The sequence below is a fragment of the Streptomyces sp. NPDC015032 genome, assembly GCF_043080425.1.
Classification (GTDB): domain Bacteria; phylum Actinomycetota; class Actinomycetes; order Streptomycetales; family Streptomycetaceae; genus Streptomyces.
Genome location: NZ_JBIBVN010000001.1, coordinates 407,295 through 429,969, shown reverse-complemented (window position 1 = coordinate 429,969; position 22,675 = coordinate 407,295). Strand labels below are relative to the sequence as shown.

The following is a 22,675-nucleotide window of genomic DNA, read 5'->3' as shown; positions in this document are numbered from 1 at the left end:
GAAATCATCACAGGGTGAGTGGGTTACCGCAGCTCGCACCCGGAGGTCGATGTGCCGCGTCAGCACGGAGCCGGGGGGGTCGAGAGGCCGAGCCTGCGCGGTGTGGCCGCGGCGGCGACCTCTCTGATGGCGCTCGTGGCCACCTCCCTCGTCGCCGGACCGGCCGTGGCCGCCACCGGTGAAGCGGGTCCGTGCGCGCTGCCCCGTACCGAGGTCCATCACTCGCTCGGTGTGGGGGAGTGGAACGACACCTACCCCCGGCCCGTCCACTCCCTCGACGCGGTCATGATCTTCGTCTCCTTCCCGGACCACCGCCCCACCGTCACCCCCGGGGAGCTCGCCGCCGACTACTTCCCCGCCACCAGCCGGTTCTTCCAGCGCGCCTCGTACGGGAAGTTCACCCTGCGCCCGCACCCGCTGCGGCAGTGGATCCAGATGCCCAGGGCGTCCCACTGGTACGGCATGCGGCGCGACTGGAACAACGAACGGCGCAGCGCCTATCTGCGCGATGCCATCGCCGTGGCCGATCCGAAGGTCGATTTCTCCCGGTTCGGCATCGTCTACCTGGTCGCCGATCCGGACGCCCCGGGGGTCGACTCCGATGCCACCAAGGTTGTCAACTTCGACCGGCCGCTGCACGCCGACGGTGCGGCGATCCGGCGCGTCGTCACCGTCTTCGAACAGCACCCGCCGGATCACAATGTGCTGGCCCACGAGACCGGGCACGTCTTCGACCTGCCGGACCTCTACCACCGGCCCTCCGACGGCAAGGGCGACTGGGACACCTACGTCGGCGACTGGGACGTGATGGGCAGCCAGTTCGGTCTCGCGCCGGACTTCTTCGGCTGGCACAAATGGAAGCTGGGCTGGCTGGACCGCAGGCAGGTGATCTGTGTCCAGCGCAGCCGGGACGTCACCCTGGAGCCGATGGCCGCCGTGCCCGCGCCCGGCGCCTCCCTCGGCACCCGGCTCGCGGTGATCCGGACCGGTGAGGGCAGCGCCGTGGCCGTCGAGGCCCGCGGCGCCACCGGCAACGACCGGACGACCTGCACCGAGGGCGTCCTGCTCTACCGGGTGCGCAATGGAATCCCGTCCGGGGGCGGCCCGGTCGAGGTCGTCGACACCCACCCCCGCTCCGAGGCCTGCTGGGACCGGTCCGTCTACGCGCCGCTCGCGGACGCCCCGCTGCAGGTCGGCGAGGCATACAGCATCCCCGGCGCGCACGCCAGGGTCGAGGTCGCCGACCGGACGCCGTCGGGCGCCTGGACGGTCCGGATCATCACGGGAACGTAAGGGCTGTCGCGCAATCCGAGGCGGGCGCGAGCACGAAAAAGCCCCCTCGCTTCCGCGAGAGGGCTTCTTCCGTCTGTGCGCCGCCAGGGACTCGAACCCCGGACCCGCTGATTAAGAGTCAGCTGCTCTAACCAACTGAGCTAGCGGCGCCTGCTGACGTCGTAGACATTAGCATCCTGATCGGCGGGAGGAAAAATCGGATTCCGGGCCGCCGGTGAGGGCGTCGCCCTGGTCACCCGTACACAGGCCCAGAGCAGTACGTCCGGGCCCGGCAGCCAGGGGCTGCGGGTGTCGGGGGCCACCACCCAGCGGGGGCCGGGGGTGGTCGGAGTGCAGGTCAGCGGCGGCACGGTCACCGCGTCCCCGGTGCCGTGGCAGAGCAGCGGCGGAACCCTGCTGTCGCCGTCCTCCCGCTCCCGCGGTTCGAGGCCGCCGCCCCACTCCTCCCAGTCGAGCAGCGACGGCAGCCGCTGGGCGGTGCCGGGGGAGGCGAAGAGCAGCATCCGCCCGCGGTGCGTGGCGACGGGGCCGGAGCCGGGTCCGTCGGCCCACAGGTGCTCCAGCATCCGGCGGCCGAAAAGAGCGGGCACGTTCACGACATCGAAGGCCGAACCGCACGGCAGCACCCCGGGTGAGGAGGGGTGGGACTCCCACTGTGCCAGCGTGCTGCGCGGATAGGCCGCGGCGCCGGCGAGCCAGGCGGCGCCGGCCGCCGTGACCTGAGCCGTCTGATGCGCGGCCCGGTCCCGCAGGAGGGCGAAGAGATCGGCGCCGTGGTGGGGGCCGTCGCCGTGGTGCAGGGTCGTTTCGTCTGGCAGCCATGCGGTCATGCGCCCATGTCTACCGGGAGTGATCAAGTGGATTCCGAGAGTTGCCGGAAACCGGGACAGGCGGGGGTGCGGGGGAGTATCTTGCCCGCGGGCATATGCCACTGGTGGTACCTGGAGGATGAGGCGAGGCGGGGCGGGCGGTCCGGCCGATGCGCGATCCGGTGCGGTGACCGGGCCGGCGGGCCGGTACCGGGCGTCACCGCACGGCCGTCAGGGCGTGGAGCCGCCCAGCAGGCTCCGGCCGAACTCGACCATCTTCAGGGCGTAGTCCTCGGTCCACTCCGCGCGCTCCGCGATGTCCGCGGTCGTCAGCCGGTCGAACCGACGCGGATCGGCGAGCTGGGCGGCCGCGATGGCCTGGAACTCGACCGCACGGTCGGTCGCGGCACGGAACGCCAGGGTCAGCTCGGTGGCGCGGGTCAGCAGCTCCCTCGGATCGTCCATCGACTCCAGGTCGAAGAAGTGCTCGGGATCGGCGACTGCCGCCGACGGCTCGAAGAGCAGGGGCGCGGGGCGCAGCCGCTGCCGCTCGTTCCGCTCGGGTTGTGCCATGTGGTGTTTCCTCCTTCGGTGGGCCCGACGGCCACCCTCCATTGTCCAACCTCCCGCAAGGGGGCCGTCGGACGCCCCGGGCCCGGCCGCCCTCACGCCTCCCACCGCACCCGGTGCTCGGCCAGATGCGCCAGGGGGCCACCTCCCCGAAGGGGAAGCGGCAGCCCCTCAGCCTGGCGGACAAGGTGCGGACCCGGATTGAACTGCGTGGCGGTCGGGCCGCGTCCTCTCAGGTGCTCCCGTACGTGGGTGCCACTGCCGCAGAGGTCAAGGCGCTACCCGGAATCGCCGGCGTCGTGGAACGGTCGGGTAAGACCGGCCGACCTGCCACCATTTTCACGTTCCGCGGTGACCGTTCCGGTGACTCTGTGCCGCGGCCGGCCAGCACGGACAGCAACGAGAAGCGGGACACTTCCCGTCACGCTGAGCCGCAGCCGGCCAGCGCGGAGCGTGAACAGAACCGAGCAACGGTCGCCCAACTCGGCGCTTACCGCCAGGCTCCGAATCAGGCCCCGGAAGCAGAGCGGTCGGAGCCGCTAGTGTCTCGTGATCCTGATTGTGTTACTTCAAGTTGTTATTGACGAATTTCTTCACGCTGGCCTGGACGAGTCGGACCTTGGCGAGGATCTCGTCGGCGGTCGCGGTCCAGGTGAAGGGTTCGCGTTCCCGTTCCAGGAGTTGACGTAGTCGCGGATCTGTTTGACCAGGACGTTGACGCTGGAGAACGTGCCGCGACGGATGGACTGCCGGGTGATGAACCCGAACCAGATCTCGATCTGGTTCAGCCACGAGGACCCGACGGGGTGAAATGGAAGTGGACGTGCGGGTTTTTCGCCAGCCACGCCTTCACGTCCGGGGTGGTGTGCGTGGAGAGGTTGTCCAGGACGACATGGATCTCCTTCCCCGCATGCGGCTTGACGGCCTTCTTCAGAAATGCCAGGAAGTTCGCGCCGTTCCGGCTTGCACTCGCCGAGCACTTCGCCGGTCGTGACGTTCAGCGCGGCGAACAGGTTCGTGGTGCCGTGCCGGACGTAGTCGTGGGTGCGCTTCTCGGTGGCCGCGAAGGTGACCGGCAGCACTGGCTGGGTCCGGTCCAGGGCCTGCACCTGCGTCTTCTCGTCGATCGACAGCACCACGGCGCCACCGGGCGGGCAGGTACAAACCGACGATATTGGCGACCTTCCCCGCGAACGCCGGGTCTTTCGAGATCTTGAAGGTGCCCGAACGGTGTGGTTTCAGATTCTCCTCACGCCAGATGCGGGCAACGTAATGCCAGGACACCGAAATGCCCTCGCGCCGCTTCAAGTGGTCGGCCAGTGTTCGCGTCGACCAGTGCGAGAGTCCGGAATCCGCCGGCGGGGACATCTTTGTCAAGGCGGTCACCCGGGCCCGCACCCGGGGCGGCACCTGAGTCCGCGGCCCGCCCCGGCGTTTGTCTTCCAGTCCGGCAACCCCCGCTCGGCATAGCGGGACTTGCAGCGGTCCACCGTCAGCGGTGCCACACCGGCGAGCTCGGCGATGTCCTTTCACCGCCGCCCCTCGGCCGACCACAACACGATCCGTGCGCGAAGCGCCACGACAGCCTACACATCCCGCGAACCAGCCAACTCCCGCAGCTCAGCCATCTGTTCAGAGGAGAGATCCATACCAAACTGTAGGTTCGCAGTCTGCTTGGCCCATCGCACCCTTCTTGTCTGTGGTGATGGGCGATGTCTCATCCCGGGTCAGCAGCCGTCCGTCTCACGATCTTGACCCAGGCCACCGGGGTGGACGATACCGCTGTAAACCTGCCTGAGAAGAATCCGGCCTGCTCTGGTTCGGCTTGTACCTGGCAGCACCGCTCGTATCCTGGGCTCTGGCATACCGAGTCAACGGGGGTGGGCATTGGAACGCGGGGAGTTGATCGCGGGCCGGTATGAGCTGATCAAGCGGCTCGGTCGCGGGGGTATGGGCGAGGTGTGGGCCGGAAGAGACCTCAGCCTGCACCGCGATGTCGCGGTCAAGCTGCTCGTCCTGGAGGATGCGCCCCACCCGGAGCTTGCCCTGCGGTTCGAACGCGAGGCGGTGGCTGCTGCGCAGATCAACCATCCCAACGCCGTCGCGCTCTACGACCGCGGCGTTCACGAGGACGCACTGTTCCTGATCATGGAGAAGGCCGAGGGCACCACGCTGGCGGAGCACATCCGTGACGAGAGTCCGATGGCCCCTACCCGTGCGCTGGAGTTTGCCCACGGGATCTGTGCGGCACTCGTTGCCGCGCATCAGGCCGGTGTCATCCACTACGACATCAAGCCGCACAACGTGATGATCACCTCCGAGGGGCGCGTGAAAGTCGTCGACTTCGGCATCGCGGGGTTCATCCAGACCATGTTCACCGTGGCAGGTTCCTCCCAGCTGACTCCTGCCGGCACCCCTGAGTACGGCGCACCCGAGCAGTTCCTCACCGAACGCGGCGATGAACGTTCGGACCTGTACGCGTTCGGGGGTGTGCTGTTCGCCATGCTCACCGGCGGGCCGCCCTTCGCCGGGCACAACGCTTTGGCGCTCGTACGCCGCAAACTTGACGAAGAGGCACCCCAACTCGCCCTTATTCGACCGGACTTGCCGTCAGGGATAACTGGGCTGGTCGCAGAACTCCTCGCTCGTGACCCCCGGCGACGCCCCGCGTCGGCGCGGCAGGTCCTCGAATGCCTCGACCGCCTCCGGACCACCTTCGACGCCGATGACCGGAGCTCCGACGATGCCCGCGAGGTGCTGCTGGCCAGGGCCGCCGGGGCGATGAAGGCGGTGCTTGCCAGGGCGGCAACAATCACCCAGGGCAAGCTCAGACAGAACGACCTCAGGTCACCGCAGCCGCACGCTGACACGGCAGTTGAAAGGCGGCGCCCGCACAGCTCCGCCGGATCATTCGACGCGACCTGGAACGGCGAGGAGCGGCTGTCCACGTACGCCCGCAAACCGGATGCCTTCCGTTACTGGGCCTGGGCGGTGGGCTTGTCGTTGGCGGGGGCGGGAGCCATCTACTTTCCGTTCGGTACAGAACTCATCCAGGTGGGGCCTGGGGGCAGTGACACCCCTTGGCTTATCGTCCCGGTGATTGGGGTCGTTCTCGCCTTCGCCGGGCTCATCGGGTTCATCTGGGCACTTAGGGAAACGTTCGACCTGCTGCGACATGCGAGCCTGCTCAAGAAGAAGGTCGGCTGGGCACTGCACGTCGGCCCGCGGGGCATCGTGACCCACGGTGCCGCCGGAACACACAAGTTCGCCTGGGACAGCATCCAGCGCGTGACCATCGAGGAGATCCAGGGCTCACCGCCGTATCGGTACACCGGAGTTCACATCGACCTCGCGCCCGGTGTTTCCCGACCGACAGTGCTACGACCAGCAGGGTGGATTTATCCGCAGCCGGACACGGTCAAGTTTCGTGGGAGCGGGAGGATTCCAGTCTGCGTCCTTGGTCCGATGACGGAGCGACAGCGGACAGACCTGATGGAAGCTCTCGCCGGATACGGCGGCCAGCGGTGGGTGCCGTCGCCTTCCTTCGTGTCACTGCCCGTTGATCTCTGATCAGAGATCAACGGGCAGTGAACCCCAGTGGGATCAATGACAGCAGGAGGATACGGGCGAACAGGCCGTCTCGCTTCCCTGCCCGAGGGCCGGGCAAGGGCCGTCGTCACCGAGATGGGGACAACGGGCATACGAACCTACACAAACTCAACGATCGCAGACGCCTCAGGTTCCACAAACAGAATCACAAGACACTAGGGAATTCCAACCCCTTCCTTGCACTGCTCTGACCAAGCGAGGCGATGCCCCGGCCCAAGAACGGGCCGGGGCATCGTTGTCTTGCTTGGTTGTACTTCAGGACGCCGCCGCACGGGCGATCAAAGTACCGATGTGATCGTGCTCCGGAGCTTCCAGAACTTGCACATCTGCTTCCTTGAAACCGGCCCTCAGCAAGAGGCTTTCCCATTTCCGGGGCGTGTAGCTGTACCGGTACGTGTACATGGCTTTGCCCGCGAAGCCGCCCTTGTACATGCCCTGTGGGCCGTACGCGCCCGGGATGGCAGGGGGCTGCGAGAACGCAAGCACGCCACCGGGATTCAACCGCTTAGCAATCAAAGGAAGTAGCTTCGCCGGATCGGTGAACCACACCGCCCCGAAAATCGAGTACACAGCGTCGTACGTTTCTGTCTCGGTGCTCAGGTGCTCCAGTACTTCGGCGCAGACGAATCGCGCGTCCAACGGACCCCACCGCTCAGTGATGTTCGCGACCATGACGGGCGAGAGATCCACGCCCTTTGCCTTCACGCCTTGCTGCGCGAGATACGCGAGCGCCCGCCCTGTGCCGCATCCGAGTTCCAGCGCGCTTGCCGGATTGCCCAGCAGTTCGGGACCGGGCCCGTGTCCGGCGTACTGCGTCCAGCAGAAAACAGGGGCGGAGCCGAACACCTTGTCTTTGGTGCTTTCCGCGAAGGTGTCCCAGAGTTCGCGTTCGCTGTCGATGTTGTGTCGTGCGGGCAACGGGGGGCTTCCTCTGTGTCGATGTGGGCTGGCGGGTGCCCCGCCCCTCGTGCGGAGCCGGGGGCGGGGCAGGGGTGTGCCAGTCCCGTGTCAGTGGCTGTCGGGGACCTTGTTGTCACACGGTGAGCAGTCGGACGCGTCCACCTCCCACAGCTCGTCATCCACAGCGAAGCCGTTGCGGCGCAGCAGTTCGGCCGTGCGCGTCACGGTGCCGTCCCGGCGACGCTCGATCAGCGGGGCGTGGTGCTTGTACCGCCCGCCGTTGTACTCCTCGCACAGGGCGAAGTACAGCGGCGTGTCGAGGATGAGCTGATGGACACCGATGTCCACGGTGTACCCCACGCCCATGTCCACGCCGGGCTTCTCCATGGCGGTGATCAGGTACGCGATGCCCTGGCCGAGGATGCGTTCGGCCAGGCTGCGGACGGCCACGCTGTCCCGCAGCAGAAGTGCCACCTCACGCTCCCACAGGTCGGTGACGCCCACGTCCGCGACCAGATGCGGGACACGTTCTTGTACCGCGTTGAGGATGATGCGCGGATCGCGGGTCCGCGTCTGGACTGCTGTGCTCATGCTGCGTCTCCTCCTGCTGCTGTGGAGTGGTGCACTGCACTTGCTGACCCGGCCGGCCGACTCCGCTTCACGGGGCGCGACCGGCGGGACTTGGCCCGCTCCCCGCTGGGGAGCCTCACCAACCAGCGGGGAGCGGGAACTCACGTGCGCGCTGGGACAAGCCATAGGGCTTACAGCCCGCCCTTGCTGCTGCGCTCGTTGATCTCGGCGACCCTGCTGCTCAGTCGCTCGGCCAACGATTGAGCCGGTGGTTCGTAGTCGGGACACCTGGGGTTACCGCACTCGCATTTCGGCCAGCGCAGGGCCGAACCAGGGGTGAGGTCGGCATCCTCCGGCCCCGGTTCGCCCTTCGGCGCCGGGATCACGCCGCCGGTACGGAACGCAGAAGTCAGACGAGAGAGGAAGTGGCGCGCTTCGCTGCTGCCCATGCGGTCAGTCGCTTCGGTGTCCTGCGCCCTGCTCTCGCCCATCACTCGGCGCCCTCCCGATCGATTCCGCGTCGATGTGACGAACGTAGAAAGTGGCGAGTTTCGGGCTCCACAAACTTGCACATACTTGCACGCCATTAGGCGGGGCCGGTTGGGCTATTGACGCTGTATCTCCAGTTCAACGAAGCTTGTGCAAGCCCGAGCAAGGTACCTGGACCAGGGAGCCAGCCATGGCCGTAGAGTTCATCGGCATCGACCCCAACACCGATCGGGACCACTGCCCTACGGTGTGGGCGGACGCGGAAGCCCAAGAGATCTTGTTGCAGGGGTGGAAGCCGAGCCCCGAAACTCAGGCGGACTGCGAGGGAAGCAGCCCCGCGAACGGTTCGGTGCCCGACACCGAAGCCATCGTCAGGATTCCGGCTCGGATGATTCCGGTGATCAGGGAGGCGTGTGATGCCGTCGAGCGAGCCCAGCTTCGCTGAGCTGCTTGGCCAGTGCGAGCGGTCCGCCGTCCATCTGGAGCTGCGGGACTCCTACGCCCCCACGGACCGGTTCGAGGCATGGAAGCGGGGCGAGCGGATCAATTGGGAGGACCGCGAATCCTGGTGGCACCCCTACGACCAGTTGATCACGGACACCGTGGCCCGGGGCGTGGCGATCTGTCGGGCACGGGTGGTCTGCGAGCCTGTGTCGGACTACATCCGTTGGGAGCACTACGTCACCCGCGCCAACGTCACGGCGGGTGAGGAAGTGCGGTGGTTGCCACGGCGACGGGCTACGAGTATGGCCCTGCCGGGCAATGACTTCTGGCTCTTCGACGGCGCCCTGCTCCGGGTGCATCACTTCTCAGGTGACGGAGTGGTGGTGGAAGACGAGATATCGGCGGACCCGGAGGCCGTGAAGCTGTGCTCTGCCGCCTTCGAAGCGGTCTGGGCGCGAGCGATCCCGCACCACCTGTATGAGATCTGACGAAAGCCAACTCCATGCCCCTGCACCCCTTCTCACGCGTTCAGCAGGCCCGCGAGGAGCTGGCCGGTCGGCTGCGCGAGATCCGGAAGGACGCGGGGATCAGCGGGCGGGAGCTGGCCGTCAGGTGCGGTTGGTCGGAGTCGAAGTCATCCCGTATCGAGAATGCCAAGACCCCTCCCTCCGACGCGGATATCAAAGCGTGGTGCCGGGCCTGCACCGCTGATGACCAGGCCCCCGACCTGATCGCTGCCAACAGGCAGTCCGCAGACGCTCATGTGCAGTGGAGGCGACTCCAGCGAAGCGGTCTCCGCCGTTTGCAGGAGTCGACTGGGGATCTGTACCAACAAACAAAGATATTCAGGGTCTACGTCTCCGACGTGATCCCCGGATTCCTCCAGACACCCGGATACGCCGCTGCCCTGCTGTCATCGATCGCAGACTTCCGGGGAACCCCGGACGACGTGAGTGATGCTGTCGCGGCCCGCATGAGGCGTAACGAGGTGCTGAGCAATGGCGCACGCCGGTTCTCGTTCGTACTGGAGGAGTCGGTGCTGCGGTACCGGCTGTGCAGCGCGGACACCATGGCGGCACAGCTTGGCCACCTGCTCGGGGTCATGGATCTCCACAACGTAGCCGTGGGGCTCATCCCGTTCTCAGCGCAACGGGCCGTGTGGCCGATGCCCACTTTCACGATCTTCGACGACACCAGGGTGCACGCGGACACCCTGGACGCTGCTGCCACCCTCACACAGCCCAGCCAGGTCGAGCTGTACACCCGTGCCTTTGAACGGCTGGCACAGGGGGCCGTGAGGGGAGCGGCGGCACGTTCTCTCATAGCGGGTGCGTTGGCGTCCCTGGACTGACTGCCTGCGCGTCACCGCAGCTCACGGCCGCCAGGACACGCGATGCTCCAGGAGGTGAAGGTATGTGGTAAACATCGCATCCCAGCCGTCCGGGAACTTCACCGTGACCCCCAGCTGCACCGGCTCCGTCGACGGGTGCTCGTCCAGCAGTTCCGTGACGCCCGCCCGGCACACCACGATGCAGGCATGCCGGTGGCGCGAGGCCAGGACGCACAGCCGGCCCGTCTCCAGATGGAACGCCGTGGCGTCCGGACGGCCGGAGAGCGGGTGCAGAACCACCGTCACATCGAACTCGCGGCCCTGGAGCCGGTTCGCCGTGTCCACCGCGACGCCTGTCACGCCCAGCTCCGCGAGCGCCGCCCGCACCGCCGCCGCCTGGTCGCGATGGGCGGTGCCGACCGCGACCCGGTCCGCCGTGACCGGGACGGGGCCGGGAGAGCGCTCGCTCGTTGCCGCGCCGCCCCGGTCGAGGAGTCGGCGGACGACCAGGGCCACCGCCCGTACCGCCTCCGGATCGGTGCGCGGGGTGTGCCGGGCCGGGAGTTCGAGCAGGCCCCAGCCGGACTCCGCGGCCTCGTCCAGCACCCGGTCGGGTGCCGAGCCGTCGGACGCGACGCCGAACGACAGCCGGCGGTCCCCGTGGTCCGTACCGCTGCGGAACCGGGTGTACGGATAGAACGCGTCCGAGACGAGCGGCGCGGCGGACGCGGGCAGCCGCCACGACACCGGCAGCCGGTGCTGCGGCAGCCCGGGATTGTGCGCGAGCAGGGTGGAGACCGCGCTCGCGGACGGGTCGTACGACAGCCCCGCCCACTGGTCCGCGCCGACGATCGAGAACGGGTCCAACTGGCCCGGGTCACCGACGAACAACGCCCGCTCGAAGAGACCCGCGACGGCCAACAGCGCGTCCGAACGCATCTGGTACGCCTCGTCGACGATCGCGTGGCCCCAGGGCTCGACGTTCTTCACGTGCGCCCACTTGGCGGCCGTCGAGATGACCACGTCGAGCCCGGCGAGATCCGCCGCCTTGGCCGACTTCCGTACGTTGGCCAGGCCGTCCAGCACCCTGTCGTACGGGTCGGAGTCGTTGCTGTGCAGTCTTCCGACCGGCAGCCCCGGGTCCTTCTCGGCCAGCCGCACCACCAGGTCGTCGACCTGGGCGTTGGTCTGCGCGACCACCATCAACGGGTGCCCGGCGGAAGCCAGTTCGAGCGCGGCGCGCACCACGAGCGTCGACTTGCCCGCGCCCGGCGGGGAGTCCACGACGATGCCGCGCGACGTACCGTTCAGGGTGTCGGCGAGGATCGCGTCGGTCGCCCGCGCGGCCTGGGCGCCCGGGTCGAATACGGCAGTCAAAGGAGGTCCTCCGCGGTCACGGGATCGGGGCTCTCGGCCTGCCCGGCAGTGGCGCCCGGCGGGCCGCCATGGGTCCAGGGCGTCCCCTCCGGGTCCGGCAGCTTCGGGCCGCCGCGCTGATCGTGCTCGAACAGCGTCCAGGAGATCCGGTCGCCCGGCTCCGGCACCGAACCCGGGGCCGGCTCCTTGCTCCGGCCCATCCGGTCGGTGATCCGCAGCACCAGCGCGGACGTGCCCCCGTCCGCCGGCTCCTCGGCGTACGACACGAACTCGGCGGTCTGCGGCCTGCCGTCCAGCGAGCGGTACACCTTGGTGCGCTCGCCGAGATGCGGGCGCTCGTCCGTGCGGACGGTGACCAGCGGGCGCGGGGACGGGCGCTTCGACTCGCTGTACGCCATCACCACCTCCGTCACCTCGCCGACGAACGCCTCACCGGCCAGCCGCCGCCCGGCCAGCACCAGCGGATCGTCCAGCGCCTCCTGCGCGTCCAGCTGTGCCTGCGCCGTCTCCCGCGAGGCCAGCTTCTGCGCCGCCGTCACCGCGTCGTCCCGGCGCGGCTGCGGCGGCTCGCCGGACCGCACCCGGTCCCGGTGGCCGGTGAACGACCAGCGGTCCCTGGTCCAGCGGTCCTCGGCCCGAGCACCCCCGGGCAGCTCCTTCAGCAGATCGAGCCCCCGCCACACCGCGTCCCACGTCGGCCGCATCACCCCGGCCAGAAGTGCCCTGATCTCCCGCTCGGCACCGGTCAGTTCGGCGAGCCGGGCATCGGCCGCCAGACCGTCCTCGGCTGCGGCGAGCGAGGCGCGCGCCCGGTCGTACTTCTCGATGGCGGGTGCGAGCAGCCGGTTGTCGAAGGCCGGGTCCGTGGCCGGACCGGCCGGCGGGCACAGCAGCTGGCCCGCGCCGTCCCGGTCCCGCTCCGCACGGAGCGCCGCTGACGCCCCCGACTCGCCCGCCGGAGCGTCGATCCAGGCCAGCAGCGCGCCCAGATGCTGATCCTCCAGACTGCTCTGCCCGGTCGCCCAGTGCCGGTTCAGCAGATCCGTCGCGGCGAGCAGCAGCGAAGAGCCCGGCACCCTGGCCCGCTCCCCGTAGTGCGTCAGCCAGCGGCCCAGCAGCGGCACCCGGGCCGGGGCGGGGTAGGGGGTGTCGGGGTCGTCCTCCGCGGTGCGCCGGAACCGCATGGAGCGGCCGAGCAGCCGGACGAACTCGATGCCCGCCCGGCTCGGCACGACCAACTGCGCTGCGTCCGCGCACAGCTCGACCTCGACCTTGGCCTTCTTCCCGGTCTCCGGATCCGTCTCGTTGCGTTCGGCGGGTTCGACGACATCCTCGTACGCCTCGATGTGCGGCAGCACCGCCTCTGCCAGCTCGGCGAGGAACGCGAACCGCAGGTCCCGGTCGCGCGGCTGCGACACCGTCAGCAGCCGGGGTGCCTCCCGGTCGGTCCCGACGAGCGCCCCCAGCGGGGCGCCCGCCTCACCCGCGGTGGTCAGCGGCACCAGGACCAGCGGCCGGTCGGTGAGATGGCGGTGCCGGACCGTCGTCATCGGCTGCGCCCGGCCGCTCTCCACCGCCTCCAGCCGGGCCAGCGTGCTGATCAGCGACATGCCGCCCCGCCCTCCAGCGCCTCCGCGCGCAGCGCCGCCGCCCGCCGCAGGGCCGCGACCGTCGGATCCGCCGGGTCGCCCTCCTTGCCCGCGGCGGCGGCCAGCACCGCACCCACCGTCGTCAGCCCGCCGAGCTCACCGCGCACGCTCCGCCCCAGTGCCTCCACCGCACCCGCCGCACGCGCCTTCGCCCGGCAGTGGAAGGCCAGCTCGCACGCGGCCAGGCACTCCGGGGCGTACGCGGCGCCGACCGACTCGACCGCGGCGTCGAGCTGTTCCCGGGGGCACTCCGGATCGAAGGTGGTGCCCCCGGGCAGGGCCGCCGCGATGTCCTCGACCCGGACCAGCCTGGTCAGCTGACGCCGGGTGACCGCACGCTGCTTGCGTACGTCCACGACCGAGGCGGTGGGCAGATTGGAGAAGTCCTTCGGGCAGACCAGCAGCACCCGGTGCGCGACCCGGGCGCCCCCGGTCAGCTCCGCGATCCGCTCCAGCGCCAGTACGTAGACGGCGGACTGCCGGGCCGCCGCACCGACCTTCGCCGCGTCGGCCGAGCCGTCGATCATGGGGAAGGACTTGATCTCGACGACCGTCCAGGTGCCGTCGGGATGCACCGCCACCGCGTCCGGCTCCAGATAGGCCGGGGAGCCCGCCACTTCCAGGGCCAGCATCGGGTGGTCCAGCAGCGCCCAGCCGCCCGCCTCGGTCGCCTCCCGCAGGGCGAGCGCGGTACGCGCCGCGCGGCCCTCGGGTCCGGCAGCGGTCAGGTCCGGCACCAGGACCTCGCCCGGCGCCGCGGCACCGCCGCCGAGATGCTCGTACAGCAGCCGCATCAGCTCCGTACCGCCGTCGGCCTTGACCTTGGCCTCGAAGGCGTTGCCCCGGACGAGAGCGAACTGCGACTGGCCGAAGGGGGCCGGTGAGCCGAGCGCCTCGGCCAGCGCCGCCTTGTCCACCCCGGCGCCGTCCAGCAGGGCGCGGCGCCGGCAGCCGGGGTTGGCGGCGAGGGCGGCCAGCGCGCGGGCGTCCAGCGGGCGCGGTGCGACGGCCGGGCCCCGCAGCTCAGCGAGCCGTTGCCGGAGCGTCGTCCCCTGCTGCTCGCGCGCCTGCGGGGGCGGCGGGTTCGGCCCGGGGTGTGCGACCGGCCGAGGCGTCTGCGTCGGCCGATGCCGCGGCATCGGTGGAGTCTGCGGAGGTGGTCCGCTGGCCAGGGATTCGCTCACCCGCCGAAGTCTCGCATCCGGTACTGACAACCAGGGACTCCGCGGCCGGGGCGAGCCGCGGGAAGCGGGCCCCGAGCCGGGTCCTGACCCGGTCGCCGAGACGCATCACCGGTCCGGTCAGCAGGGCTCCGACGCCCATCACCGCGACGCCCGCGACCGCGTCGAGGAAGTAGTGGTTGGCCGTGCCCATCACCACGAACGTGGTGAGCAGCGGGTACGCGATGCCCGCGGCCCGGACCAGCGGGTGCCGGCCGTGACGCCACAGCAGGATTCCGCACCAGAGCGCCCAGCCGACGTGCAGGCTCGGCATCGCCGCGTACTGGTTCGTCATTGCGCTCATGCCGCGCGGGGCACTCGCCCCGGTGCCCCACCAGCCGTAGGAGCTGTACTGCGCCATGGTGTCGACGAAGCCGTGCGTGGCGTCGAGCAGCCGGGGCGGGCAGGTCGGCAGCAGCGTGAAGCCGATCAGGCCCAGCAGCGTCGAGGTCATCAGCCAGGTGCGGGCCCTGCGGTACAGGGCCTCGCGGCGGCGGAAGAGCCAGACCAGGACGGCCGGGGTGACCAGATAGTGCAGGGACGCGTACACGAAGTCGGCGGGTATGCCGATCGAGGGGTGCGCGGTGAACAGCCGGTTGAGCGGATGCTCGAAGTTGATGTGGAGCGTCTTCTCCAGGTCCAGGATGCTCAGGCCGTGGTCGACGGCCGTGGACACGTCGCCGCGCACCACCAGCCGGCCCGCGGAGTAGGCTCCGTACACCAGGGCCAGCAGCGGCAGCTCGGTCCACCAACGGGGCCGCGGGCGCGCCACGGGCGCGGTGCTGGCAGGCTGCATCCGGAAGCTCTCCATCATGTGTTCATGCGACCGACGGCGGGCGTTCAACCGTACGGTGCGGGTCGGACCCGATTCCCCCGGGGGTCCTTGTCGGCTACCCGGTGTGTGTACGGATTTCCCCGTGCAGATTTCTCCGTGCAGAGAGGGACGCCGCTGCTGCCCCGCAGGTTGCCTCCCGGACCCGTGCGCGATGATGGGAGAACCGGATGATCCGTTCTGTCTCGATCTCCGGCCTCAGATCTCAGTTCAGGGAGAGCCGTCATGGCACCGCGTATCCTGCTCGCCCGGCACGGCCAGACGGAATGGTCCGTCAAGGGCAATCACACCGGCAGGACGGACATCCCGCTGCTCGACACCGGCCGGGCGGGCGCCAAGCTCCTCGGCGAGCGGCTGCACCGTGGGCCGTGGGCGGACCTGCCGGGCCTCGAAGTCCGCACCAGTCCGCTGCTGCGGGCCAAGGAGACCTGCGACATCGCCGGATTCGCGGACCGGGCCGAGCCGTGGGACGCGCTGCTGGAGTGGGACTACGGGGCGTACGAGGGGATGACCCCGGCCGAGATCAAGGCGATCCGCCCCGACTGGTTCATCTGGCGCGACGGGGTGCCGGAGGGAGAGACCCTGGCCGAACTGTCCGCCCGCGCCGACGAGATCGTCGACTGGGCCCGCTCGGCCGACCGCGACGTCCTGGTCTTCGCCCACGGCCACATCCTGCGGGCACTGGGGGCGCGGTGGCTGGGCGAGGACGTGTCCTTCGCGGCGCGCATCCGGCTCGACCCGACGTCACTTTCGGTGCTGGGATGGGCGTACGGGGCGCCCGCGGTGGAACGCTGGAACGACACGGGCCACTTGGAGCGGTAGGCCCGGCCGTCCCGGCGGCGGAGGAGGTCCCGGCCACCGGACGGGCCCGGCACGATCCAAACGAGAGGCCCTACGCCTCCGCCTCCGCCCCCGCGACCTCCCCGTACCGCTCCAGGAACCCGCGTACCGCCGCGCCCCCGTGCGGCGCCAGCACCCCCGCCGCGCCCGCCAGCATCGCCCGGATGCGGGACGACTGGACCCGGTCCAGCAGGTCCAGCACCTGGTGGCCCGCCGACGCCGCCTCCGGGGCCCGGCCCGCCCTGGCGAGGTCCGTGGTCAGCTCGGCCCGGTAGAGCGCCAGGTTCCGGGTGAAGTGCGGGTCCTGGAGGCGCGTCGCCCGCAGCGCGTGGCGGGCCGCCCGCGACCAGTCGCCCAGCGCCGACCAGCACTGCGCCTCCAGCATCTCCAGCTCCGCCTCCCGGAAGAATGTCATCCACTCCGGATCGGCGTCGGACGGACCGCGTCCGAACGCGGTGTGCGCCCGGCCGATCGCCCGTTCGCAGCCCCTACGGTCCCCGAGCCCAGCCCGGCCCCCCGCCTCCCGCAGCGCGAGCAGCGCCAGCAGCCGCGGCGAGCCCAGCGACCGTGCCACCCGCTGTCCGGCCTCGGCCGCCCGTACGGACTCGCGGGGCCGCCCCGCGTCCCTGGCCAGGAACGACGCGTTGCAGAACGCGTGCGCCTCCAGCGCCGCGTCACCCGCCACGCGCGCCGTGGCGAGCGCCTCCGCGTAGTGCGAGCGGGCGTCCTCGAACCGGCCCGAGTCATGGGCCAGCCAGCCCACCGAGATGGCCAGTTCGCCCGCTCCGGCGTGCAGCCGGTCGGCGGTGGAGCGCCTGGTGGCGGCCCCGGCGTCGAGCAGCGCGTACGCCGCCCGCAGCGGCCGGGACGCCTTGCGGTACAGGCCGTCACCACCGTGCCGGTCGTCGAGCAGCCGGATCTGCCGCACCGCCTTCTCGACGGCGCTCACCTCGGCCTCGCCGACCCGGCGCGGCTCGGGCAGGGGCGCGGCGGCGGACGTGCCGCCGAGGCCGAGCCCCAGGGTCGCGGCCGCCATCGTGGTGGTGCCGCTCGTCATGAATACGCGACGCAGCACGTCGCTCTCCTCGTCGGTTTCGCTGGGGAACGCAGGGGGCGGTGGAGGTCCGGCGGTGGCCCGCGCCCCCCGGCCGCGTACGGATTCACGCGGCGAGAAGCCCAGGTCCGCCAGGGTCGTTCCGGGGAACATGTGCAGGAAGACCCGCTCGTACGCGTAGTTGGGGCAGCGGATCTCGCCGGACTCCACGCGCCCGATGTACCGGGCGTCGCACGCGACCTGCTCGCCGATCTCGCGGGCGGACCTGCGTACCGCGGCAGCGAACTCCCCGGCGGAGCGCCGGCCGCGCAGCCGCCGGAAGGTGAGGTTGGGAACTGCCCCTGTCGACACCATGGGCGAGGACCTCTCTTCTGCAGCCGGGGTTCCTGCTTCCGGTGCCCCGGCGGAGCAAGAACGTACCGGCTGTGGCCGGGCACACACGCTGCGTTTGCTAATAAAAGGGGCATCTCGCCCGCGATCCGCCATGAACTGCCACCCTTTGCGGCGGCGTGGCACCGTAGCCCTTGACGCGGTCGGCGCGTTGGTCCCCGTGGAGACGGAACCCGGCTCCGCCCGGCGATGAGAGGAGAGGTTCCTTGTTGCATCTCGGCACGGAGACCGGCTCGCGGACGACTGCGACGACCCCGGCCGCAACGGGTGCCACGGCGCCCGCCGCGCCCCCGGTGGACCACGGCGCCGAACCCTGCGACCTGGTGACCGTCCCCGCCCGTCAGGGACTGGAGGCCGTGGACATCCTGCGCCGCGGCACCGATCAGGAGGCCGTCGGACCGGTCCTGCACGACGGCGCCTGCGACACCCTCGGCTTCCTGGTGCCGCCGGGAACCGCGGCGGCGTGGGACGTACCGGGCAGCGCCTGTACGCAGACCGCGGGCCGCGGGTTACGCATCCCCGCCGAACCGCCCGGCACCGGCAGCGACTGGCTGCTGCCGCCCGAGGACGACGCCCCGGTCACCGACCCGACCGCGCTGCGAGCCGCTCTCGACCAGGCGGCCCGGCTGATCGAGGCGGCCGACAACTGCCGCTGACCGCCGGGGCCTGCCCGCGTGCTCATAATGGGCCGGTGGCCGGGACCTTCCGGCGCGGCCGGTTCCGTACCGGCCCGGAGCGATGAGCAGTGAGCGGGCACGAACAGCAGTGGCACGTCGAGGAGCGTCGGGCGCGGGCGCCCGCAAGCGGTCCGACCGCAAGGCCGACAGCAGGGCCGAGCGCGGAGCCGGACGCGGGACCGGACGCGGGGCCGGGCGCCGGGCGGAGCCCGTTGCCGTACCGGTGGACGGCGGTCTCGCCGAGCTGGTGCCCGACCGGGAGCGCCCGCACGCCTGGACGCTGACGCTCGACGGCGCCCCTCAGTCCCATGTGGATCTGGACGACCCCACGTATCTGTCCTTCGAGTACCAGCGCAGGATCGGCCACATCGCCGACCTCGTCGCACCCGCCGGGCAGCCCCTGCACGTGGTGCACCTGGGCGGCGGCGCGTTCACCCTCGCCCGCTACATCGCCGCGACCCGGCCCCGCTCCACCCAGCAGATCGTCGAGGTGGACGCCGCGCTCGTCCAACTGGTCCGCCGTGAGCTGCCGCTGGACCCGCAGGCCAGGATCCGGGTCCGTGCCACCGACGCCCGTGCCGGGCTCGGGAAGATCCAGGACGGCTGGGCGGACCTCGTCATCGCCGATGTCTTCAGCGGGGCCCGTACCCCCGCGCACCTCACCAGCATCGAGTTCCTCGCCGAGGTCCGCCGGGTCCTCGGACCCGGCGGCAGCTACGTGGCCAACCTCGCGGACGGGCCGCCGCTGACCCATCTCCGCGGCCAGATCGCCACCGCGGCCGCGGTCTTCCCCGAACTGGCACTCGCCGCCGACCCGACCGTGTGGCGTGGCCGCCGTTTCGGCAACGCGGTGCTGCTCGCCTCGGACCTGCCGCCGAAGACCGCGGAGCTGACCCGCCGGGTCGCGACCGACCCGCACCCCGGACGCGTCGAACACGGGCGCGCCCTCGCCGACTTCACCGGCGGCGCGGCGGCGGTGAGCGACGCGGACGCCAGGCCGTCTCCGGCTCCGCCGCCTTCGGCGTTCGGCTGAGGGCCGTCCCGCAAGGCCGAAGGCGTGGGGCGGGACGCGCCCCATCCACGGGGCGACCGGCCCGCTATCCGGCCCGGTTCACCGCCGACAGCACCGCCAGGATCGACGCCGTCAGGACGGACGTGTCCTGGCCGGCCCCCCAGTACAGCTCCCCGCCGACCCGGCACTCCGCGTACGCCATCGCCGGGCTGCCCTGCCCCCTCGCCGTCGCGTGCTCCGTGAAGTCGAGGACGTCCACCTCGATCCCCGCGGCGGCCAGCGTACGGGTGAACGCCGACACCGGGCCGTTGCCCGTGCCTTCGTAGTCACCCTCCCGCTCGTCCACCCGCAGCGTGCAGACGAACCGGTGCTCACCGGCCGGGTTCCGGTCCGTGGACCAGGAGGTCAGGGCCACGTTCCCGTCCCGTCCGGGCATCAGGTACGTCGCCTCGAACAGCTCCCACAGATCCTTCGGGGTGGCCTCCAGACCGCTGTCGTCGGTCGCCGTCTGCACCGTGCGGGAGAAGTCCGCGCGCAGCCGGGCCGGCAGATGCACCCCGTAATTGCTCTGCAGCAGATGGGCGATACCGCCCTTCCCCGACTGGCTGTTGACCCGGATGACCGCCTCGTACGTCCGCCCGACGTCCGCCGGGTCAATCGGCAGATACGGCACCGACCACAGCTCGGAACCACTGCTCGCGCGATGGGCGAAGCCCTTGCTGATGGCGTCCTGGTGGGTGCCGGAGAACGCCGTGTAGACCAGGTCGCCGCCGTACGGGTGGCGGGGCGGCACCGGCAGCCGGTTGCAGTGCTCGACCGTGCGGCGGATCTCGTCGATGTCGGAGAAGTCGATCATCGGGTCGACGCCCTGGGCGTGCAGATTGAGGGCCAGGTTGACCAGGTCGACGTTGCCGGTGCGCTCCCCGTTGCCGAACAGGCAGCCCTCCACGCGCTGCGCGCCCGCCAGGACGGCGAGCTCGGCGCACGCGGTGCCGGTGCCGCGGTCGTTGTGCGGATGGACGGAGAGGATCACCGCGTCGCGCCGGTCCAGGTGGCGGTGCATGTACTCGATCTGATCGGCGTAGACGTTCGGCGTCGCGATCTCCACCGTGGCGGGCAGATTGTGGACGACCGGCCGGTCCGGGGAGGCGTCCCACAGTTCGGTGAGGCTGTTGCAGAGCTCCAGGACGAAGTCCGGCTCGGTGAGGATGAAGACCTCGGGGGAGAACTCGAACCGGATGTCGGCGCCGGGCCGCGCCCGGGCCAGCCGCTCCATCCGCGCCGCCGCGTCCAGCACCAGGTCGTGCACCTCGGCTCGGCCGCGGCCGAGTACGACATCGCGCCAGACGGGGGCGGTCGGGGTGTACAGATGGACGACCGCGCGGTCCATCCCCTCGATGGACTCGAAGGTCCGCTCGATCAGATCCGGTTTGGCCGGGGTGAAGACGACCACGGTGACGTCGTCCGGCACGGCGCCGCTCCCGGCCAGATGCCGGACGAAGTCGAAATCGGTGCGGCTCGCGGACGGATAGCCGACCTCGATCTCCTTGAATCCCATGGCGACGAGCAGATCGAACATCCGGCGCTTGCGCGGCGTGTCCATCGGTTCGGCCAGTGCCTGATTGCCGTCCCGCAGATCCACGGGTACCCAGAGCGGGGCCTTCTCGATACGGGCCTGCGGCCAGCTGCGGCCGGTCAGCGGGACCTCGACGCGGTCGAAGGCGGAACGGTAGCGGTGGGACGGCATGGAACTGGTGCGCTGCGGGTTCCAGCGGGGCGCGTCGGCGGGCACGGGCCCGCGCGGGGTGCAGATCGTGGGGAAGCTGTGCATCGGTGACAGACGGTCGGACATGAAGGCGGACTCATTTCGCATCGCCGGATGCGACCGGCACAGCACGGCGCCCCGCGGCGGGGTGCCGGTCGCTTCAGGCCCCGCCGCGGCAGCCGAGAAGAAGGAGACCGCAGTGCGTCATGCCGGTACAGTAGCCAGAAAGAAAGTCCTCAGACAACCTGACAGGTGAATTCGTGCCCTCGCTCGGTCCGCTCCGCCCCAGCCCCCTGGTCGAACAGGCCACACACCAACTGCGCGAGCAGATCACCGAGGGGCACTGGCCGGTCGGCACGAAGATTCCCGGCGAGACCACCCTGGCCAGGACGCTCGGCGTGGGCCGCTCCACGGTCCGTGAGGCGGTGCGCACCCTGGCCACGCTCGGGCTGCTCCAGTCCCGGCAGGGCGCGGGCGTCTTCGTCATCGCCGACCATGCGACGGAGGACTGGCCGGCCCGGCTGCGCCGGGCCTCGGCCGCCGATGTCTACGAAGTGCGCATGCTGATCGAGGTCCAGGCCGCCCGGCTGGCCGCGCGGCGCCGTACGGGCGAGGACCTGGCCGCCCTCGATGCGGCGCTCACCGCACGGCGGGCGGCGGGGGCCGGGGGAGACGCGGAGTTCGTCGACGCGGATATCGCCCTGCACCGGGCCGTGGTGGCCGCGGCCCACAACCCCGTACTCACCGACCTCTTCGGTGAGTTCGCCCCGGCGCTGCGGCAGGGGCTCGTCGACCTCGTGGAGCTGTTCGGCCTGCGCCGCGAGGACCCGGACCACGGTGACGCGGCCCATGACGTGCTGGTACGGGCCGTGGTGGCCGGTGACGCGGACTCGGCGGGCCGCGCCGCACAGGCCGAACTGGAATCCACCCTGGCCCGTCTGCGGGCGGTGTAGCCCCCGCGGCCCCGGCCCGCCCCGGTGAGGGGGGCTCAGACACGAGAAGGGCCCCGGTCATCGACCGGGGCCCTTCCCTTCAGGGTGAGTAACGGGACTCGAACCCGCGACATCCTGGACCACAACCAGGTGCTCTACCATCTGAGCTATACCCACCACGCCCGGTCTTTTTCTGACCGGCCGAGAAAAAGTGTACAGGGTCCGAGAGGGTGCTCGCGCCCCCGTTGTTCAGCCGCTGACCACAGCCCTCGAAAGGTCTGTGACCAGCGGCTTCGCAGACTGCTACGGAGCGGGCGGCGCGACGTGTGCCGCGATCGCCTTGGCGCGCTCCGAGTCCGGCCCGGGCTGCGGCACGAAGACCGCCTCGCGGTAGTAGCGCAGCTCCGTGATGGAGTCGCGGATGTCCGCGAGTGCCCGGTGGTTGCCGTTCTTGGCCGGACTGTTGAAGTACGCCCTCGGGTACCAGCGGCGCGCCAGCTCCTTGATCGAGGACACATCGACGATCCGGTAGTGGAGGTAACCCTCCAGGGCGGCCATGTCCCGCGCCAGGAAACCGCGGTCGGTGGAGACCGAGTTTCCGCAGAGCGGGGCCTTGCCGGGCTCCTTCACGTGCTCGCGGACATAGGCCAGCACCTGGGCCTCGGCGTCGACCAGGGTGGTGCCCCCGGCCAGCTCGTCGAGGAGGCCCGAGGCGGTGTGCATCTCGCGCACCACCTCGGGCATCGTCTCCAGGGCCGCGTCCGGCGGGCGGATCACGATGTCCACCCCTTCGCCGAGCACGTTCAGCTCCGAGTCGGTGACCAGCGCGGCCACCTCGATGAGTGCGTCTTCCGTCAACGAGAGCCCGGTCATCTCGCAGTCGATCCACACCATGCGGTCGTTCATGGCCCCA

23 protein-coding genes and 2 tRNA genes are annotated in these 22,675 nt (G+C 70.5%); 9 read left to right on the top strand and 16 right to left on the bottom strand.

Annotation, left to right across the window (positions count from 1 at the left end; all coding sequences use genetic code 11):
• The first annotated feature begins 126 nt into the window (after positions 1-126).
• The gene (locus ACF08M_RS01860) at positions 127-1,293 is read left to right on the top strand and encodes a M6 family metalloprotease domain-containing protein (RefSeq protein WP_392183441.1); all 1,167 of its coding nucleotides are present in this window, start codon (positions 127-129) and stop codon (positions 1,291-1,293) included.
• Positions 1,294-1,369: 76 nt separating this feature from the next.
• Here the strand turns inward: ACF08M_RS01860 and ACF08M_RS01855 are convergent.
• The 5 genes from ACF08M_RS01855 to ACF08M_RS01835 form a co-directional block, all read right to left on the bottom strand.
• Positions 1,370-1,443: transfer RNA gene (locus ACF08M_RS01855), tRNA-Lys, on the bottom strand.
• On the bottom strand, positions 1,434-2,123 hold the full coding sequence (locus tag ACF08M_RS01850) for a hypothetical protein (protein ID WP_392183269.1): 690 nt from the start codon (positions 2,121-2,123) through the stop codon (positions 1,434-1,436). Before ACF08M_RS01850 ends, ACF08M_RS01855 begins: the two co-directional genes overlap by 10 nt.
• Positions 2,124-2,333: 210 nt before the next feature.
• Positions 2,334-2,675: a hypothetical protein gene (locus ACF08M_RS01845; RefSeq protein ID WP_392183268.1), complete on the bottom strand. Its 342-nt coding sequence runs from the start codon at positions 2,673-2,675 to the stop codon at positions 2,334-2,336.
• Positions 2,676-3,456: 781 nt separating this feature from the next.
• Positions 3,457-3,606, bottom strand: coding sequence for a transposase (locus ACF08M_RS01840; protein WP_392183440.1), 150 nt, complete (start codon positions 3,604-3,606; stop codon positions 3,457-3,459).
• Positions 3,603-4,082 (bottom strand): hypothetical protein, encoded by a 480-nt coding sequence (locus ACF08M_RS01835; RefSeq protein WP_392183267.1) that lies wholly within the window; start codon positions 4,080-4,082, stop codon positions 3,603-3,605. The genes ACF08M_RS01840 and ACF08M_RS01835 overlap by 4 nt, the downstream gene beginning before the upstream one ends.
• 477 nt (positions 4,083-4,559) lie before the next feature.
• On the opposite strand from ACF08M_RS01835, the gene ACF08M_RS01830 reads away from it, so the two are divergent.
• Complete coding sequence (locus ACF08M_RS01830; RefSeq protein WP_392183266.1) at positions 4,560-6,242, top strand: serine/threonine-protein kinase; 1,683 nt, start codon at positions 4,560-4,562, stop codon at positions 6,240-6,242.
• 294 nt (positions 6,243-6,536) lie between these two features.
• Here ACF08M_RS01830 and ACF08M_RS01825 read toward each other — a convergent pair whose 3' ends face one another.
• From ACF08M_RS01825 to ACF08M_RS01815, 3 genes are all read right to left on the bottom strand, one after another.
• Positions 6,537-7,199: a class I SAM-dependent methyltransferase gene (locus ACF08M_RS01825; RefSeq protein ID WP_392183265.1), complete on the bottom strand. Its 663-nt coding sequence runs from the start codon at positions 7,197-7,199 to the stop codon at positions 6,537-6,539.
• Between the two features lie 90 nt (positions 7,200-7,289).
• On the bottom strand, positions 7,290-7,772 hold the full coding sequence (locus ACF08M_RS01820; RefSeq protein ID WP_392183264.1) for a hypothetical protein: 483 nt from the start codon (positions 7,770-7,772) through the stop codon (positions 7,290-7,292).
• Positions 7,773-7,942: 170 nt separating this feature from the next.
• On the bottom strand, positions 7,943-8,242 hold the full coding sequence (locus tag ACF08M_RS01815; protein ID WP_392183263.1) for a hypothetical protein: 300 nt from the start codon (positions 8,240-8,242) through the stop codon (positions 7,943-7,945).
• Positions 8,243-8,430: 188 nt separating this feature from the next.
• Here ACF08M_RS01815 and ACF08M_RS01810 point away from each other — a divergent pair, with 188 nt between their 5' ends.
• Genes ACF08M_RS01810 through ACF08M_RS01800 form a run of 3 tightly spaced genes read left to right on the top strand, consistent with a single transcriptional unit; the run spans position 8,431 to position 10,035 of the window.
• A complete protein-coding gene (locus ACF08M_RS01810; protein WP_392183262.1) occupies positions 8,431-8,685 on the top strand; it encodes a hypothetical protein in 255 nt (84 codons plus the stop codon).
• On the top strand, positions 8,657-9,172 hold the full coding sequence (locus ACF08M_RS01805) for a DUF6879 family protein (protein ID WP_392183261.1): 516 nt from the start codon (positions 8,657-8,659) through the stop codon (positions 9,170-9,172). The genes ACF08M_RS01810 and ACF08M_RS01805 overlap by 29 nt, the downstream gene beginning before the upstream one ends.
• 14 nt (positions 9,173-9,186) lie before the next feature.
• The gene (locus tag ACF08M_RS01800) at positions 9,187-10,035 is read left to right on the top strand and encodes a helix-turn-helix domain-containing protein (RefSeq protein WP_392183260.1); all 849 of its coding nucleotides are present in this window, start codon (positions 9,187-9,189) and stop codon (positions 10,033-10,035) included.
• A gap of 21 nt (positions 10,036-10,056) precedes the next feature.
• Here the strand turns inward: ACF08M_RS01800 and ACF08M_RS01795 are convergent, their stop codons facing one another.
• The 4 genes from ACF08M_RS01795 to ACF08M_RS01780 are packed head-to-tail and all read right to left on the bottom strand — an operon-like array spanning position 10,057 to position 15,056.
• Positions 10,057-11,391 carry an AAA domain-containing protein gene (locus tag ACF08M_RS01795; protein ID WP_392183259.1) on the bottom strand — a complete coding sequence of 445 codons (1,335 nt, stop codon included), beginning with the start codon at positions 11,389-11,391 and terminating at the stop codon, positions 10,057-10,059.
• Entirely contained in the window at positions 11,388-13,001 is a 1,614-nt protein-coding gene (locus ACF08M_RS01790; protein ID WP_392183258.1) for a hypothetical protein, read from the bottom strand. The genes ACF08M_RS01795 and ACF08M_RS01790 overlap by 4 nt, the downstream gene beginning before the upstream one ends.
• Complete coding sequence (locus tag ACF08M_RS01785) at positions 12,992-14,179, bottom strand: hypothetical protein (protein ID WP_392183257.1); 1,188 nt, start codon at positions 14,177-14,179, stop codon at positions 12,992-12,994. The genes ACF08M_RS01790 and ACF08M_RS01785 overlap by 10 nt, the downstream gene beginning before the upstream one ends.
• Complete coding sequence (locus ACF08M_RS01780; protein WP_392183256.1) at positions 14,064-15,056, bottom strand: phosphatase PAP2 family protein; 993 nt, start codon at positions 15,054-15,056, stop codon at positions 14,064-14,066. Before ACF08M_RS01780 ends, ACF08M_RS01785 begins: the two co-directional genes overlap by 116 nt.
• Before the next feature lie 261 nt (positions 15,057-15,317).
• Here ACF08M_RS01780 and ACF08M_RS01775 point away from each other — a divergent pair, with 261 nt between their 5' ends.
• Positions 15,318-15,914, top strand: a complete 597-nt coding sequence (locus ACF08M_RS01775; RefSeq protein ID WP_392183255.1) for a histidine phosphatase family protein — start codon at positions 15,318-15,320, stop codon at positions 15,912-15,914.
• Positions 15,915-15,984: 70 nt separating this feature from the next.
• On the opposite strand, the gene ACF08M_RS01770 is transcribed toward ACF08M_RS01775, so the two are convergent.
• A complete protein-coding gene (locus tag ACF08M_RS01770; protein WP_392183254.1) occupies positions 15,985-17,340 on the bottom strand; it encodes a tetratricopeptide repeat protein in 1,356 nt (451 codons plus the stop codon).
• A gap of 242 nt (positions 17,341-17,582) precedes the next feature.
• Here ACF08M_RS01770 and ACF08M_RS01765 point away from each other — a divergent pair, with 242 nt between their 5' ends.
• Together ACF08M_RS01765 and ACF08M_RS01760 are read left to right on the top strand one after the other, a co-directional pair.
• Positions 17,583-18,032: a hypothetical protein gene (locus tag ACF08M_RS01765; protein ID WP_392183253.1), complete on the top strand. Its 450-nt coding sequence runs from the start codon at positions 17,583-17,585 to the stop codon at positions 18,030-18,032.
• 109 nt (positions 18,033-18,141) lie between these two features.
• Positions 18,142-19,086, top strand: a complete 945-nt coding sequence (locus tag ACF08M_RS01760) for a spermidine synthase (protein WP_392183252.1) — start codon at positions 18,142-18,144, stop codon at positions 19,084-19,086.
• Positions 19,087-19,150: 64 nt separating this feature from the next.
• Here ACF08M_RS01760 and leuA read toward each other — a convergent pair whose 3' ends face one another.
• A complete protein-coding gene (gene leuA / locus ACF08M_RS01755; RefSeq protein WP_392183251.1) occupies positions 19,151-20,917 on the bottom strand; it encodes a 2-isopropylmalate synthase in 1,767 nt (588 codons plus the stop codon).
• Between the two features lie 173 nt (positions 20,918-21,090).
• Here leuA and ACF08M_RS01750 point away from each other — a divergent pair, with 173 nt between their 5' ends.
• On the top strand, positions 21,091-21,783 hold the full coding sequence (locus ACF08M_RS01750; RefSeq protein ID WP_392183250.1) for a FadR/GntR family transcriptional regulator: 693 nt from the start codon (positions 21,091-21,093) through the stop codon (positions 21,781-21,783).
• Positions 21,784-21,866: 83 nt separating this feature from the next.
• Here the strand turns inward: ACF08M_RS01750 and ACF08M_RS01745 are convergent.
• Both ACF08M_RS01745 and orn read right to left on the bottom strand, forming a co-directional pair.
• Positions 21,867-21,939 (bottom strand) — tRNA-His (locus tag ACF08M_RS01745).
• 126 nt (positions 21,940-22,065) lie between these two features.
• A complete protein-coding gene (orn, locus tag ACF08M_RS01740) occupies positions 22,066-22,668 on the bottom strand; it encodes an oligoribonuclease (RefSeq protein ID WP_392183249.1) in 603 nt (200 codons plus the stop codon).
• Between the last annotated feature and the right edge of the window lie 7 nt (positions 22,669-22,675).

Coding starts and splice junctions, on each gene's coding strand:
- ACF08M_RS01850 (WP_392183269.1), bottom strand. CDS start 2,123: ATGACCGCATGGCTGCCAGACGAAACGACCCTGCACCACGGCGACGGC.
- ACF08M_RS01805 (WP_392183261.1), top strand. CDS start 8,657: ATGCCGTCGAGCGAGCCCAGCTTCGCTGAGCTGCTTGGCCAGTGCGAG.
- ACF08M_RS01790 (WP_392183258.1), bottom strand. CDS start 13,001: ATGTCGCTGATCAGCACGCTGGCCCGGCTGGAGGCGGTGGAGAGCGGC.
- ACF08M_RS01800 (WP_392183260.1), top strand. CDS start 9,187: ATGCCCCTGCACCCCTTCTCACGCGTTCAGCAGGCCCGCGAGGAGCTG.
- ACF08M_RS01785 (WP_392183257.1), bottom strand. CDS start 14,179: ATGCCGCGGCATCGGCCGACGCAGACGCCTCGGCCGGTCGCACACCCC.
- ACF08M_RS01815 (WP_392183263.1), bottom strand. CDS start 8,242: ATGGGCGAGAGCAGGGCGCAGGACACCGAAGCGACTGACCGCATGGGC.
- ACF08M_RS01775 (WP_392183255.1), top strand. CDS start 15,318: ATGGCACCGCGTATCCTGCTCGCCCGGCACGGCCAGACGGAATGGTCC.
- ACF08M_RS01860 (WP_392183441.1), top strand. CDS start 127: ATGGCGCTCGTGGCCACCTCCCTCGTCGCCGGACCGGCCGTGGCCGCC.
- ACF08M_RS01820 (WP_392183264.1), bottom strand. CDS start 7,772: ATGAGCACAGCAGTCCAGACGCGGACCCGCGATCCGCGCATCATCCTC.
- ACF08M_RS01780 (WP_392183256.1), bottom strand. CDS start 15,056: ATGCAGCCTGCCAGCACCGCGCCCGTGGCGCGCCCGCGGCCCCGTTGG.
- ACF08M_RS01810 (WP_392183262.1), top strand. CDS start 8,431: ATGGCCGTAGAGTTCATCGGCATCGACCCCAACACCGATCGGGACCAC.
- ACF08M_RS01845 (WP_392183268.1), bottom strand. CDS start 2,675: ATGGCACAACCCGAGCGGAACGAGCGGCAGCGGCTGCGCCCCGCGCCC.
- orn (WP_392183249.1), bottom strand. CDS start 22,668: ATGAACGACCGCATGGTGTGGATCGACTGCGAGATGACCGGGCTCTCG.
- leuA (WP_392183251.1), bottom strand. CDS start 20,917: ATGTCCGACCGTCTGTCACCGATGCACAGCTTCCCCACGATCTGCACC.
- ACF08M_RS01770 (WP_392183254.1), bottom strand. CDS start 17,340: ATGGTGTCGACAGGGGCAGTTCCCAACCTCACCTTCCGGCGGCTGCGC.